The organism is Micromonospora sp. NBC_01638, from assembly GCF_045209745.1.
Taxonomy (GTDB): Bacteria; Actinomycetota; Actinomycetes; order Mycobacteriales; family Micromonosporaceae; genus Micromonospora.
Window position 1 is genome coordinate 6,127,498 of sequence record NZ_CP109273.1, and the last position, 13,988, is coordinate 6,141,485.

General features: G+C 70.5%; 15 protein-coding genes. 8 read left to right on the forward strand and 7 right to left on the reverse strand.

Annotated features, from left to right (window positions below):
- Positions 1-38 precede the first annotated feature (38 nt).
- Genes OG811_RS28725 through OG811_RS28735 form a run of 3 tightly spaced genes read right to left on the reverse strand, consistent with a single transcriptional unit; the run spans position 39 to position 2,665 of the window.
- The gene (locus OG811_RS28725; protein ID WP_406070190.1) at positions 39-806 is read right to left on the reverse strand and encodes a nucleotidyltransferase domain-containing protein; all 768 of its coding nucleotides are present in this window, start codon (positions 804-806) and stop codon (positions 39-41) included.
- A 36-nt stretch (positions 807-842) separates the two neighbouring features.
- Complete coding sequence (locus tag OG811_RS28730; protein ID WP_406070191.1) at positions 843-2,183, reverse strand: hypothetical protein; 1,341 nt, start codon at positions 2,181-2,183, stop codon at positions 843-845.
- A 5-nt stretch (positions 2,184-2,188) separates the two neighbouring features.
- Positions 2,189-2,665 carry a hypothetical protein gene (locus tag OG811_RS28735; RefSeq protein WP_406070192.1) on the reverse strand — a complete coding sequence of 159 codons (477 nt, stop codon included), beginning with the start codon at positions 2,663-2,665 and terminating at the stop codon, positions 2,189-2,191.
- Positions 2,666-2,768: 103 nt separating this feature from the next.
- On the opposite strand from OG811_RS28735, the gene OG811_RS28740 reads away from it, so the two are divergent.
- Positions 2,769-3,641 carry a copper resistance protein CopC gene (locus tag OG811_RS28740; RefSeq protein ID WP_406070194.1) on the forward strand — a complete coding sequence of 291 codons (873 nt, stop codon included), beginning with the start codon at positions 2,769-2,771 and terminating at the stop codon, positions 3,639-3,641.
- Between the two features lie 245 nt (positions 3,642-3,886).
- Positions 3,887-6,292, forward strand: a complete 2,406-nt coding sequence (locus OG811_RS28745; RefSeq protein WP_406070195.1) for a ricin-type beta-trefoil lectin domain protein — start codon at positions 3,887-3,889, stop codon at positions 6,290-6,292.
- A gap of 211 nt (positions 6,293-6,503) precedes the next feature.
- On the opposite strand, the gene OG811_RS28750 is transcribed toward OG811_RS28745, so the two are convergent.
- Complete coding sequence (locus OG811_RS28750; protein WP_406070197.1) at positions 6,504-6,890, reverse strand: DUF2267 domain-containing protein; 387 nt, start codon at positions 6,888-6,890, stop codon at positions 6,504-6,506.
- A gap of 180 nt (positions 6,891-7,070) precedes the next feature.
- On the opposite strand from OG811_RS28750, the gene OG811_RS28755 reads away from it, so the two are divergent.
- The 3 genes from OG811_RS28755 to OG811_RS28765 all read left to right on the forward strand — a co-directional run bounded on the left by OG811_RS28755 (position 7,071) and on the right by OG811_RS28765 (position 8,491).
- Entirely contained in the window at positions 7,071-7,403 is a 333-nt protein-coding gene (locus tag OG811_RS28755; RefSeq protein WP_406070198.1) for a nuclear transport factor 2 family protein, read from the forward strand.
- Positions 7,404-7,460: 57 nt separating this feature from the next.
- A complete protein-coding gene (locus tag OG811_RS28760; protein ID WP_406070199.1) occupies positions 7,461-8,009 on the forward strand; it encodes an ATP-binding protein in 549 nt (182 codons plus the stop codon).
- A 104-nt stretch (positions 8,010-8,113) separates the two neighbouring features.
- Complete coding sequence (locus tag OG811_RS28765; RefSeq protein WP_406070201.1) at positions 8,114-8,491, forward strand: nuclear transport factor 2 family protein; 378 nt, start codon at positions 8,114-8,116, stop codon at positions 8,489-8,491.
- A 174-nt stretch (positions 8,492-8,665) separates the two neighbouring features.
- On the opposite strand, the gene OG811_RS28770 is transcribed toward OG811_RS28765, so the two are convergent.
- Positions 8,666-9,136, reverse strand: a complete 471-nt coding sequence (locus tag OG811_RS28770) for a molybdenum cofactor biosysynthesis protein (RefSeq protein ID WP_406070203.1) — start codon at positions 9,134-9,136, stop codon at positions 8,666-8,668.
- A gap of 156 nt (positions 9,137-9,292) precedes the next feature.
- Between OG811_RS28770 and OG811_RS28775 the strand changes: the two genes are divergently transcribed.
- On the forward strand, positions 9,293-9,697 hold the full coding sequence (locus tag OG811_RS28775) for a hypothetical protein (RefSeq protein ID WP_406070205.1): 405 nt from the start codon (positions 9,293-9,295) through the stop codon (positions 9,695-9,697).
- Positions 9,698-9,745: 48 nt separating this feature from the next.
- Here OG811_RS28775 and OG811_RS28780 read toward each other — a convergent pair whose 3' ends face one another.
- Entirely contained in the window at positions 9,746-10,294 is a 549-nt protein-coding gene (locus tag OG811_RS28780; protein ID WP_406070206.1) for a DUF1062 domain-containing protein, read from the reverse strand.
- Between the two features lie 262 nt (positions 10,295-10,556).
- Here OG811_RS28780 and OG811_RS28785 point away from each other — a divergent pair, with 262 nt between their 5' ends.
- Positions 10,557-11,573, forward strand: a complete 1,017-nt coding sequence (locus OG811_RS28785; RefSeq protein ID WP_406070208.1) for a methyltransferase — start codon at positions 10,557-10,559, stop codon at positions 11,571-11,573.
- An 83-nt stretch (positions 11,574-11,656) separates the two neighbouring features.
- On the opposite strand, the gene OG811_RS28790 is transcribed toward OG811_RS28785, so the two are convergent.
- A complete protein-coding gene (locus OG811_RS28790) occupies positions 11,657-12,508 on the reverse strand; it encodes an alpha/beta fold hydrolase (RefSeq protein WP_406070209.1) in 852 nt (283 codons plus the stop codon).
- A 141-nt stretch (positions 12,509-12,649) separates the two neighbouring features.
- Between OG811_RS28790 and OG811_RS28795 the strand changes: the two genes are divergently transcribed.
- Positions 12,650-13,531, forward strand: a complete 882-nt coding sequence (locus tag OG811_RS28795) for a metallophosphoesterase family protein (protein ID WP_406070210.1) — start codon at positions 12,650-12,652, stop codon at positions 13,529-13,531.
- Positions 13,532-13,988 lie beyond the last annotated feature (457 nt).

The window sequence follows — 13,988 nt, forward strand, 5'->3', positions numbered from 1 at the left end:
CGGCTGATCCCGTACACCGTCTTCACCACCCCGGTTGCCTACGCGGCGATCTCGTCGCGTACCCGTTGCTGGAAGGCGCGGGCCTGCGCTCCGGTGGGCGGCGGCCCACCGTGCCGGGCGTCGACCGCGCGGTGGATCACCTCGGCCCGGTCACCGGCGTCGATCAGCCGCTGACCAGCCGCCACCTTCGCGAGCCAGATGCCGTCGCGGTGCCGCACCAGCGATCGGCAGGCGCCGAGCACGGCGTCCTCCGTGCCGGGCGCGGGCTGGTCGTCCGGCGGTGTCGGCAGGGCCAGCCACCAGGACAGCGCCTCGATGAGCAGGCGGCGCAGGTCCGCCGGGGTGAGGTCGGCGAAGACCTCCCCGGCGGGCGGGCCGAGCAGCGGCAGCCCATTCTGGTGCAGGATGCTGCGGTCCAGCCCGTACCAGAAGCGGCCGTCGGCGGCCGGCCGGTCGGCGGGGTCGAGGGTGCACCGGAACGGCATGCCGGACCCGGTGTTGAGTTCGACCTCGAAGCCAGGCTCCGGGGTTCCGGAGGCGGCCACCGCCCGGAGGTAGGCGACCAGTTCCAGCCCTCGCGCCGGGCAGGGCAGCACCTCGTGCCGTAGACGGGCCACCAACGCCCGTTTGGCGGCCTCGGCGAGCGGCCCGGCGCAGACCAGCGCCACGTCGACGTCGCTGCGGCCGGCCTGGTACGCGCCGAGCCCCACCGAGCCGGCCGCGTACGCGCCGACCAGGTCGGCCCCGAGCACGTCCCGGGCAGCGGCGACCAGGTCGTCGAGGTAGCGCTGAAGATCGGAGTCCACGGGCCATCCTGACGCACGGGTCGGAACCGGGCTGGACTACCCCGCGTAGAGCAGCAGCAGACCAGCGACGGTGTACGCGACCATCAGCGCCAGCAGCGGCAGCTGGCCGGCGACCGCCCGGGCCCGGGGAAACAGGTACAGGGCGCGGTCGTGGGCGAGCAGCGTGCCGAGCAGGTGTCCGAGGATGATGACGGTGATCTGGAGGGTGGCCACCCCGGAGGGCGTGACCAGCCCGGTGTGCGGCTCCCAGCCGGCGGTGCCGAGCCAGTTGGCGCCGGTGCCCAGGGGGTCGGAGAGCAGCGCGATGGTGCGCTGGCCTTCCAGGATCAGCAGTGAGTAGTAGTGCGCCACCACGTAGCCCACCGCGATCGGCACGATCGAGTGGGCGATCTCGCCCGGCGCCCCTCGGGCGTCGGCCGGGTCGGCGCGGCCGATGCGCGCCGCGGCCCCGGTGGCGGCGAGGTACGCCACCGCGACGGCGGCGACGACCAGGATCAGCCCGGCGCTGCCGGTGATCGCGGGGTGCAGGCCGTTCTCCTGGCTGAAGCGCAGCCAGCCCGGAGCGTTGGAGAGGCTGTCGTACATGGTCGAGCCGAGCAGCACGATCACCACGGCGACCAGCCCGGGGCGGGGCCGCAGCCCGGCGATCCCGTCGAGCGGGTTGCGCCACACCAGCACGCCGTCCGTGGCCCGGCCGATCGGGGCGAGCTGACCGATCAGGGCGCTGTACGCCTCGAACGGGTCGGCGCGGTCGAACCAGCCGGCGCCGAACAACGCCGCCCCGGCCAGCATGACCACCGTGTACGCGGCGAGCCAGGCGGTGATGACCGGCAGGGTGGCCCGTTCGGGTGCGACCAGCTCCAGCCAGACGAAGCCGAACAGGGTGGCGGCGGCCGGCCACATCCCCACGCCGGCGGGCAGCTCACGGACCCCACGGTCCGGGTCGCGCCGCGCTGTCAGCGTCGCGAGCAGGTGCACCGTACGCAGCGGGTTGACCGCCCGCCAGACCGGGCCGAACAGCAGCGACAGCGGCGCCAGCCCGACCCAGAGCAGCACGTAGAGCGCGCCGGCCGTCGGGTTGTTCGCAGTGTCCGGCCCACCCAGCAGGCCGAGGCAGAACCAGGCGGCGGCGAGCAGGCCGAAGCCGCGCAGCACCCACCGAAATGTGGGTGCGTCGACGAGTCGGGCGAGCCATTGCGGCACCGGGTGGCCACCGGTCGCGTCCCGGTCGAGTCGAGGTTCGCGCCAGAGCAGGCCCAGCGCGAGGAACGTGACGACGAGGGTCAGCGCGGCGGCGATGACGAGCTGCGGCAGCGTGATCGGCAGGTCCTGCCGGCCGCCGACGCCGTGTGCCAGCAACGTGGGAGCGGCCGTCATGTCGCTCAGCGGACGACGAGCTGGAACAACACCAGCTCGGTTTCGTGCGTCTCGACCTCGAACAGCCCGGTCTTGTCGGCCCGGAACTCCACCGAGCCAGGCGTGCCGGCCGGCAGTCGAGCGCCCAGGTCGTACCCGTGCACGTGCAGTTCGTCGGACACATCCGAGGTGACCGTGATCCGGACCAGTTGTCCCTTACTCACGGTGACCCGTCCGGTCGGCGGAGCGACCCGCCGCTTCGCGATCGTCACGGTGATTTCCTTGTCCACCGCCGGGGTGCTGGCGGTGGCGCTGGGCGTCGGGCTGGGTGTCGGGGTCGACGCGGTGGCGGTGGCAATCGGCGGCGCGGCGGACGTCGGCGGCGTCGAGGGGGTGGCCACGGATGGGCCGTCGCCCTGCCCGCAACCCGTGACGAGCAGGGCGGCAAGGACGCTGGCGGCGAGGACGCCGGAGGTGCGGAGGGCGGGGGTACGGACGAACACGGGCGGACTCCGAACGACGCGAGGGGGACGGGTTTCGAGTTGATCGTCGGGGAGGAGAACTCTACGTCTTGTTCGGCGGCGGGGAAATGACCATGATGAACGGATGCGAGCGAGGCTGGTCACTGCGCGTAACATCTTGAGCCGCACCATGGCGGCGCTGGCCGCGACGCTGGTGGTGTCGCTGTTGCTGCCCGTCGCTCCGGCGTCCGCGCACGGGCAGTTGGCGACGTCCACCCCGTTGACCGGCACCGTCGTTCGCGAGCCACTGACGCAGGTGGGGTTGTACTTCACCGAGAAGCCGGCCTCCAACGCCCACTTCACCATCACCGGGCCGAACGGGTCGCGGGTGGACAACGGCTGGTCGCACGGCGAGCCGAAGCGACTGGACAAGCCGGTCCAGGAGTACTTCATGGTGAACGGCGTGTTCGAGCCGCGGCTGTACCACACCGGTTTCCCGGCCATGGTGACCGTGGCGCACTGGCCGGCGAAGGGCCGCTACACCGCCACCTACCTCTCTGTCGCCTCCGATGGTGAAGCGGTGCAGGGCAACGTCACCTTCGATTACCAGGGGCCGAGCACGGCCGCGCCGGCCGGTTGGGCGGCGTCGACGGCGGGGCCGGATCCAACACTGCTCGCCCAGGTCGAAAGCACGGCGTCGGCGAGCCCGGGTGCGGCTGCCAGCCCGGCGGGCGCTACCGACGCCCCGGCGAACGATCCGGCCGGCGCCACGGAGAAGAAGCCGGGCGGTGGGTTCCCGGCCTGGCTGGTGCCGCTTCTGATCGTCGTCGTGGTCGCCGCGATCGTGCTGGTGGCGGCCCGCCGTCGACCCGCCACACGCGGAGCCTCCACCCCGAACCGCCGGCCCGCCGGCTCAGGCTCGGCTGGCAGGGCCGGTTCCCCGGCCCGCAAGTCCGCCAGCTCGACCCGTAAACCCGGCAATCGAGCTGGCGGTCCGGCGCGGCGCGGACGGCGATAGGTCCACCGAACCCGGCATTCTCCGCGTACGGCCACGAACTTTCGCACGAACATCGAAAACTTTTGATGCATCGACGCGAAGCCATGGACAGTCCAATCGAAACGCTTTAATGTCTCGACCCATCAACTCGGTGTTTCCGCAACGTCACTCGTCGGCGTCGAGGACGTTTCGGACCCGGGCCGGCGGCCACCCCCACCACTGCTCCGCGCCGGCCGTCGGACACTCCGCTCACCTCTGGAGGAACGATGGGCACACGCCTGCAACGCCGACTCCGCAGTCCAATCCTGGGTGTGCTGACACTCGTCCTCACCACCGGCCTCTGGACCGCCCCCGCCACCGCCGCTCCCGCACAGGAACCAGGCGTCACGCTGCGCGTCTTCGACGTGCAGGTGCCGCTCTCCGAGATCTGCACACTCAAGCCCGCGCAGACCCCGAACGTGGACAGGCTGATGTCCACCATCAACTGGACCTCGGCGGCTGACTTCGGCTTCGAGGACAACTTCGTCTCGCAGGTGCTCGGCAACATCACCACCACCCAGGCCGGCAGCTACACCTTCCGGCTCAGCAGCGACGACGGATCCAAACTGTCGATCGACAACGCCGTGGTGATCAACCATGACGGTCTGCACGGCGCGACCCCGCCCAAGGAGGGCACCGTCACCCTCACCGCCGGTCTGCACGCGCTGCGCATCGACCACTTCGAGCGTGGGGGCGGACAGCAGATCACCCTCGAGTGGAAGACGCCCGGCTCGTCGTCCTTCATGGTCGTACCGAACTCGGCGCTGAGCACCGACGCCGGTGTGGTCCGGGTGACCGCACCCGGCCGCAAGGAGTGCGAAGGAATCGCCGACTCACCCGGCGACGGCCTGCCACTTACCGCCGTGCACCCCGGCTACACGCTGACCAACCTGCGGCCCACCGGCTTCCAGCCGAAGGTCACCGGCATGGACTGGCTGGCCGACGGCCGCCTGGTCATCTGCACCTGGGGCGGCAGCGACCAGTCCGGCACCTCCCAGGACGGCGAGGTCTGGATCCTCGGCAACACCGGCGGGTCGACAAGTCCGGGAAACGTCACCACCAAGAAGATCGCCGGCGGCCTGAAGGAGCCGATGGGGCTGAAGGTCGTCGACGGGGTGGTCTACGTCTCGGAGAAGCAGCGGCTGACCCGGCTGGTGAACACCGGCGGCGATGAGGTTGCCGAGCGCCTGGACACCGTCGCCACCTGGCCGTACGGCGGCAACTTCCACGAGTTTGCGTTTGGCCTGCTCTACCAGGACGGGTCCTTCTACGTGAACCTGTCGGTGTCGATCAACTCCGGCGGCGCCACCACCAACCCGCAGCCCGCCGCCAACCGGGGCACCACCCTCAAGGTCAACAAGGACACCGGCGCGGTCAGCTACGTCGCCGGCGGCCTGCGGACCCCGCACGGCATCGGCTGGGGCCCGGAGGGCGGCATCTTCGTCACCGACAACCAGGGCGGCTGGCTGCCCTCATCGAAGCTGGTGCACGTCAAGCAGGGCCGGTTCTTCAACCACTACACGAACCCGGCCGGCCCGTTCGACACCAACCCGGTCACCCCACCGGTGCTCTGGATGCCACAGAACGAGATCGCCAACTCGCCCAGCACTCCGCTGTACCTGACCAGCGGCCGATACGCCGGTCAGTTCGTCATCGGTGACGTGACGTACGGCGGCCTCCAACGGGCCTCCGTGGAGAAGGTCAACGGCGAGTACCAGGGGGCCCTGTTCCGGCTCACCCAGGGCCTGGAGGCGGGCGTCTCCGAGGTCAACGTCGGCCCGGACGGCGCGATCTACGTCGGCGGGCTCGGCGCGGGCGGCAACTGGGGCCAGACCGGCAAGCTGTCGTACGGCCTGCAGAAGCTCACCCCGAACAGCACCACCGCGTTCGAGATGCTCGCCATGCGGGCCACCACGGCCGGCTTCGAGGTGGAGTACACCCAGCCCGTCTCGACAGAAACCGCCGCCGACCTGGCCGCGCGCTACAAGGTCAAGCAGTGGCGGTACCAGGCGACGGCCAGCTACGGCGGTCCCAAGATCGACGAGGAGACGCTGACCGTCACCTCGGCCACCCTCTCGGCGGACGGGAAGAAGGTCACCCTCGCGGTGGCCGGTCGCAAGGCCGGGCGGGTCGTCCACCTGCGCTCGCCCCGCCCGTTCATCTCCACCAGCGGCCAGTCACTGTGGAGCACCGAGGCGTGGTACACGCTCAACTCGATCCCGGGTAGCCCTCCCCCGCCGACCAGCGGGACCATCACCGGGGTGGGCGGCAAGTGCCTGGACGTCGACAACGCCGGCACCGCCGACGGCACGAAGATCCAGCTCTGGACCTGCAACGGCACCGGCGCGCAGTCGTGGACCCGGGTCGGCGAGACGTACCGGGTGCTGGGCAAGTGCCTGGACGTGGACAACGGCGGCACCGCCAACGGCACGAAGGTGCAGCTCTGGACCTGCAACGGCACCGGCGCACAGGTCTGGCAGCCGCAAACCGACGGGTCGATCCGCAATCCGCAGTCCGGCAAGGTCCTGGAAGCCGCCGGCGGTGCCACTGGCGATGGCACACAGATCCAGCTCGGCACGTACGCGGGCGGTGCCCACCAGAAGTGGGTGGTCAGTAGCGGGGTAACCGGCTGAGGTTGGGCGAGGGGCGTGGTCTGACCGCTGGTCAGGCCGCGCCCGGTCGCTCAGCGGAAAAGCACCGGTCGATTCGCCCGGGCACCGACCAGCTGACCCCCGATGTTGATGTCCTCGATCGAGTCGAGCAGGTGCGACCAGGCACCACCACTGCGCGTTCGATCGGTAACCGGTCATCGATGCCTGGGCGTCCGACGGGTGGAGGCGGCGGTCAGGGACCGTGCGGCAGCGGCTGCGCCAGCGCCCGCAGGTCCGCCGGGAGTTGGGCCAGGGCGTCCTCAAACTCGCGGTGCCCGACCACCCGGTGCATGGTCTGCAGGACGGCCCGGATGCCCCGCTCGGCAGCAGGCCGGTCGATTTCGGCGCGGTCGGCCACCCGGCGCAGGAACTCGTCGTACCCGAACGCTTCCGGCGGCTCCGCGGCCTTGACCAGCAGCGGGCTCAGCTCGTCGGCCAGGTGGGGGGCCAACGCGCCCGCCTCACCGCCGCTGAGCCGCTCGGTGAGGGTCCGCAGAACGGCCTCGGTCAGTGGGCGCGCCTGCTCCGGCGGGACGCCCGCCCGCGCCGCAACCTTGTCGACGAACGTCAGCTCGGCCATGCCCCCGCCCTTCGTTCCGGAGACGCGTGGCTACCCGGGCCCACTGGCGGCAAACCCGGCAACCGGAGCGGGACGGGTCTGTTGGTTGCTCCGCGCGGTGCTGTCCCCTTCTCGTACGGTGAGGTTCGGACCGGGAACCCGGCCGCTGCCCGGCGGCGGCCCGTGCCGCAGGAGGAGCAGATGGCGGTCGACCTGCCCGATGTGATCGACCGGTACTTCCGGGCCAGCAACGAGGGGGACCTGGATGCCTTCGTCGCCTGCTTCGCGGACACCGCGAGCGTTGCCGACGAGGACCGGCTGTACGACGGGCGGGCCTCGATCCGCGCCTGGCGGCAGAAGACGATGGATGCCTACGCGTACACCGCCGAGCCGGTCGGTGTCACATCGCAGGCGGGCGACTCGTACCTGGTCCTCACCCGGGTGTCCGGTGACTTTCCCGGCAGCCCGATCGAGCTGCGGTACCGGTTCACACTGCGCGACGACCTGATCGGCGCCCTGGACATCCGCCCGTAGCAGCGGCTGGTCGACCGCCGAACGGACGAGACGGCCAAGGGGCCGGTGGGTGACATGATGTCGCGATACCAGCTGTCGCTACGAGAAGGGTTGTTGCTGCCCGATGGCGCACTTCGAGGCTCGCAGGTCCGCGGCACCCGGACGGATCGTGGTGACGGTGACCGGCGGCCCGCGACCGGCGGGCTGATGCCAGCCGAGCGACGGGAGACCGTGGCCGAGCAGCCCGTCCCCGCCCGCCTCGCGGACACCATGGCGTACCAGGTGGCGACCGACGTGCGAGCGCTACGCGCGTTCGTCAGCGCCGGGGCGCTGGCCCGGGGCTTGCCGCCCCAGCGGGTCGAGCTGCTGACGCTGGCGGTCAGCGAGCTGGCCACCAACACGTTGCAGCACACCACCGACGGCGGCCGGGTCCGACTCTGGGCCGAGTCGCGCCAGCTGTTCTGTGACGTCGTCGACCAGGGGCCGACGCGGGTGTTCGGCCGCGGCATGCCGACCGCCGACGCGGTGCGGGGTCGTGGGCTGGCAATCGTGGAGCAGGTCTGCGACGAGGTCGCCGTGCTCACCGGCCCCGACGGGACCGTCGTACGGATCCGTCTGAGTCTGTGAACCGGGCGGCGATCCACACCCGCTCGGGCCACGATCACTGCCACAATGCGGACAGCCCGGACGGACGGTGACACCGGGTTGGACCCGATCGGGAGGACGGCACGATGCCGGACAGCGCACGCGAGGCAGAGCTGCTCGATGCCGAGCGCACCCTGCAGGCCGCCCAGCGGGCCGGCGACGTCGACGCCCTCGATCAGCTGCTCATCGACCAGCTGATCGCCATCGGCCCCGACGGTCGTACGTACCGCAAGCAGGATGACCTGGCCGCGTACCGGGACCGCCGCTCCGTGGTGGAGGAGCTGGTCGAGGAGGAGCTGGACCTGCTCGTCGTCGGGTCGACCGGGGTGACGTTCTTCCTGGGCCGGGTGGCCGGCGTGTTCGAGGGGGCGCCGGTCGCGACGCGCCTGCGCTACACCCGGACCTGGGCCCACGACGACCAGCACGGCTGGCGGGTCCTCGCGGCACACATCAGCCCGGTCTGACCGACCCACCGATCGTCTGCGGATCCGCCAGCCGGACCGCCACCACCAGGTCGTTGAGCGACCTCCCAGGCCGTCACGCCGCACGCCGCACGGAACGGTCCCGGACCGAGAACAACCGGGCGGTGTCCGGTGCACACCATGCCGGTTCCGGGGCGCCACCGTCGAGTCCTTTCCTCAGCTCACAGCGGCGTCGACCGGGCCGATGCGCAGGGTGCCGTCGTTGAGTGGCGTGCAGCGGATGCCACCCGTGGTACGCAGCGCCTTCCACGCCCCCGGGCCGACGGTGACGTCCATCCAGGCACACGGTCGGGCCGCCCGGTTGACCCGCAGACTGACCGGGCCGTCTCCGGAGTCCAGGACCAGCACCCTGCCGATCAACTCGTCTACGGCGATGCCGGTGGTGAGGATGTTGCGCCGGACCTCCGCCAGGCCGACGCCGATCGGCAGTGACTCCTGGGCGATGAGCGTGACGCTGGCGTCGCGGTGCGCCTGCTGCCCAAAGTACCGGTCGCCGACGATGCCGAGGCCGGCCCGGATCTGGACCACGTCGACCATCTCACCGGGCGGGGCGGGCGCCGGGCCGTCGGCGGGCCGGCCGAGGAAGCGGTGCACGGGTGAGGCCAGCAATTCGACGATCTCCGGCATGGCAGGAATTCTACGAACCAACAGAGCCCCTCCGGGCCAGGTCGGCGGACCGGCCCGCGCGACGGGCGCCGACGGTCTCCGGTCGGGATCGCGCCGGCCCGCATCTGGGCACCGGTGCTCATTCCGCTTCTGTGCCACGCCGGGCATGATCGCCGGATGATGGTGACAAGGGGTACGCGCGCACTGCTCGGTGTTCTGTTCCTGGCGGCGGCCACGGTCGGGGTGTGGTTGCTCTGGCTGGGCTGGGACACGCAATACACGGTGGATGCGCAGACCGGCAACACCAGCGGCCCTTACGAGCCGTGGCAGGTGATCGGCTGCGTGCTGACGCTCGTGCTGCTGGCCGCCCTCGCCGGTACGCGACTCAGCCCGTGGTTGGTGGCGCCGGTAATGACGGTGGCCTTCACAACGGCCTGGTCCTGGCGGGCGGCGTCCAGTGACGACAGCGGGCTGTGGGCTGTCGGGGCGGTCCTGGTGCTGCTCGGGATGGCGATTGGCAGCACGCTGGTGAGCCTCGCGGCACGGCGGCTCAGCCGTCGTCCGGCCGGCCGCCGCGGCTAGGGCCTGCCCGGCGGATCACGCCGGACAGGCCCGTGGTCCCGAGGAGGCTCAGCGCTTGAGCGTGAAGGTGAAGTCGCCGGAGAGCTTGCCGCTCAGCCGGATGGCCGAAACGAGCTTCCCCTCCGTGATCAGTCTGTCGACCTCGGCCCGCGAAAGACCGCAACCTTCAGCGATCAGTCGCACCGGCCGGACAGGGGTCCGCGCCGCAAAGCGGACCGAGACGTCGATCATTTCGCGGTGCAGGTGATCCGTTCCGCCGGTGTCGAGGCGCCAGGCATTGCGCCAGTCGAGGGCGATGCGATTACGGCGCTGCACGACCGGATCCTGGAGCAGCTCAGCTGTCAGGCCAGGGTCGTTGTCATGCAGCCGGTCCAGCAGCTCAGGTCGTATGGAGCGCACAGTCATCCGCTCCAGGACCGTGAGCTTTGCGGTTTCCCCGCAAGCGGTACAGAGCGCGAGGAGCCAGACGTCGATGAGCTTGTGGTTTGCGTTGACGCGAAATTTTCCGCTTGCCTGGTAGCGCTCGGATGCGCACGCGTGGCAACGGCGGCGAATGAGTGGCAGGCAGGTGGGCACGACCGCCCAGATTTTGAGCACAGAAGTACACCGGTTTCAGTGAGAAGTCCGCAGCAAAAGGAGCGCGGCGCACATGCGCGACGCGCGACAAATCAGCCCTCGGGAGGTCTCACAGGGTGTACAACGGCACGCCTTTGACTAGACGACGTGGTTCGGCGGCACGGTAATGCCGCACGGCGGCGCCGCGCCACTGGTTTTCGAGCGCCTCACCGCCAGGTTCGATCCGGCGGGATCGGCGGCCTTCGCCACAGTGGACGATCGCCATCTGTGATCTGATGTCGTCATGGTCACTCCGACTCCCCTCATGCACCTGGTGTCCGGTGTGTGGGGGTTCAAGACCCTCGCGGTCGGCGTCGAGCTCGGCCTGTTCACCCGCCTCGCCGGTGGCCGAACGCTCACGGTCGAGCAGGCCGCCGCCGAGTTCGGTCTGGCCGACCGCCCGGCAGACCTGCTGCTGTCCGCGAGCGCCTCGCTCGGTCTGTTGGAGAAGGCCGGCGACGGCTACCGCAACTCGGAGTTGGCCGAGCAGTTCCTGGTCGAGGGAAACCCGTACTACTTCGGAGCCCAGGTCCGCTACTCCGACCTGCGCACCTACCTGCCCTGGCATCGCATCGGCGAGGCGCTGCGCACCGATCGGCCGCTGACCTGGGACCCGCAGGCCCAGCAGTCGATGTTCGACACCACCGACCCGGAAATGCTGGCCCAGTTCTGGGACGCCATGTTCTCCACGTCCAGCTTCACCGCCGCCGCGTTGGCCGACGCGTACGACTTCTCCGGCTACGGTCGGCTGCTCGACGTGGGCGGCGGGGCCGGCGCGTTCCCGATCGAGTTCTGCCGGCGTCTGCCCGAGCTGCGGGCGACCATCCTGGACCTGCCGCACGTCTGCGTACGGGCGCAGGAGCGGATCGCGGAGGCCGGGATGACCGGGCGGATCGGCACGGTCGCCGGTGACTTCCTCGCCGACCCGGCATTGCCGGGCGGGCACGACGTCATCCTGCTCAGCATGATCCTGCATGACTGGGACGAGCCGACGAACCGGGCGCTGCTGGCCCGGTGCCACGCGGCGCTGCCGCCGGGCGGGGCGGTCGTCGTCTGCGAACTGCTGCTCAACGACGAGCGCACCGGGCCACCGGAGGCAGCGCTGATGGGCATGAACATGCTGGTTGAAACCGAGGGCGGCCGGAACTACTCGGGTGCCGAGTACGCGGCCTGGCTCACCGACGCCGGCTTCGTCGACGTCCGCACGGTGCCGTTCGACGCTCCCGGCGCCAACGGTGCGGTCGTGGCCCGCCGGCCCTGACCGCCGACGACACCCGGCCCAGGAAGGGCCGGGTGTCGCAGCGTCCTCGCAACGCTGGTGTCCGATCGGCTACCGGTACGGGGTCAGGCGCGAGCCTTGGCCGGCTGCTTCATGAAGTCCATGATCGCCTTGTTGACATCGTCAGCGTGTGTCCACGGAATGCCGTGCGGCGCGCCCTTGAGCGTGATGAGCTGGCCGGTCGGCATCATAGGTGCGAGCCGCTGACCGGTCACCGGGTAGGGCAGCACCCGGTCCTGGTCACCCTGCACGATCAGCAGCGGCACGTCGATCTTCGGCAAGTCGGGGCGGAAGTCCTCCTGCCAGGCGTTCACGCTGTCGTGGGTGCCCTTGGCGGATGCCATTGCGCCGATCTGCCAGTGCGCCCGGTACGCCTCCTCGCTGACCCGCTTGCCCATGTTCTGATCCGGGTTGAAGAACGCGTCGCAGAACGACGTCAGGTAGGCGAACCGGTCCTTGATGATGGCCTGCTGGAAGCCCTTGAAGAGGCTCGTGTCGACGCCCTCCGGGTTGTCCTTGGCCTTGGCCAGCATGGGTTGCAGCGGGCTGAGCACCACGGCCTGGCTCACTCGCTGCGAGCCGTAGTTGCCCAGGTAGCGGATCACCTCGCCGGTGCCCATCGAGTGCCCCACCAGGGTCGCCTCGCTCAGGTTCAGCTCCGTCATCAACACGTCCAGGTCCGCGGCGAACGTGTTGTAGTCGTACCCGAACGTTGGTTGGGCCGAGTTGCCGTAACCGCGCCGATCGTAGGTGATTGTCCGATATCCGGCGTTGAGCAACGCGGTGGTCATCTTCTCCCAGGTCGCCCCGTTGAACGGGAATCCGTGGATCAGCACCACTGGCTTACCGGAACCGTGATCCTCGTAGTACAGGTCGATGGGCGCGGAGTTCTCCGTCCCCACGGTGATGAAAGGCATGTTTGTCTCCTGCTCCGATTTCGGGCTGTCGGACGTCAGCGCTTTCCCGCCAGGTCGACGGATATGCCGGCCGTCAGATCGACCAGAACACGGCAGATCGGAGGGTTTCGCGACCTGGCTGTGCCGGCCTAACCTCGGGGCGTGAATCCTCCACCCCGGTTGCGGGCCGTCAGCGACCTGCACGTCGGGCACCCGGAGAACCGGTCGTTCGTCCAGGAGCTACGCCCGGAGCACGACGGCGACTGGCTGCTCGTCGCCGGCGACGTGGCCGACCGGTACGCCGACATCGAGTGGGCGCTCAACCTGCTGAGCAGTCGGTTCGCACGGGTTGTCTGGGCGCCGGGCAACCACGAGCTGTGGACGCCGCCCGGCGACCCGGTCACGTTGCGCGGCGAGGAGCGCTACCGCGAGTTGGTCCGGCTGTGCCGGCGGTTGGGGGTCGTCACCCCGGAGGATCCGTACCCGGTGTGGGACGGCGACGGCGGGCCGGCCCTGATCGCCCCGCTCTTCGTGCTCTACGACTACACGTTCCGGGTTCCCGAGGCGCGCACCCGGCAGGAGTCACTGGACCTGGCGTACGCGGCCGGGGTGGTGTGCACGGACGAGGCGCTGCTGCACCCCGACCCCCACCCGAGCCGGGAGGCGTGGTGCGCGGCCCGGGTGGCCGAGACCGAACGCCGACTGGCCGAGCGCGATCCGGCGCTGCCGACCGTGCTGGTCAACCACTACCCGCTGGTGCGGGCACCCACCGACGTCCTGCGGTACCCGCTGTTCGCGCAGTGGTGCGGCACCGTGCGCACCAGCGACTGGCACCTGCGCTTCGGTGCGTCCACCGTGGTGTACGGGCATCTGCACATACCCCGCACCACGTTTTACGACGGGGTGCGTTTCGAGGAGGTCTCCCTCGGATATCCGCGCGAGTGGCAGCCCCGAGGGTCGGTACCGAACCCGGTGCGCACCATCCACCCGGCGGATGACCTGCGCCGGCGGCTCGCCGATCAGCCGCCGCCCGTCAGCTGGTGATGCCGACGAGCTGGCCAGTCGCGCCACGCCGGCCGGCGCCGGCTGTGCGCGGGCGATCTCGGCGATCACGGTACGCGCCAACGGCCGGCACCGAACCTCAGCCGGCGCGACACTGTCCGCGTCCACCAGCGCGCGTGCCGCCCCGCGCAGGTCACCGATCTGGAGGTACGCCCGCGCGGCGTCGACCAGGTAGGCGCCCCGATACTCGGCCGGCAACCGCCGCCACGTCTCCCGCCGCACGATTGTCGAGTGCCGTCGTAGCACCTCGGTGGCGTCACCCCGTTGCGCCGCCACCACCACCCGGGCCAGCTCCACGGCGACCGGCCCGAAGCTGGTGTGGTGCGTGTCGTCGTACCCCCGAAGGTTTGCCGCGACGCCCGCGGCCCGGTCGATCAGCTCCTCGGCGCGGCGCTGCTCGCCACACCCGGCAGTAGCAAGCGCGGCCTGCACCAGCAAC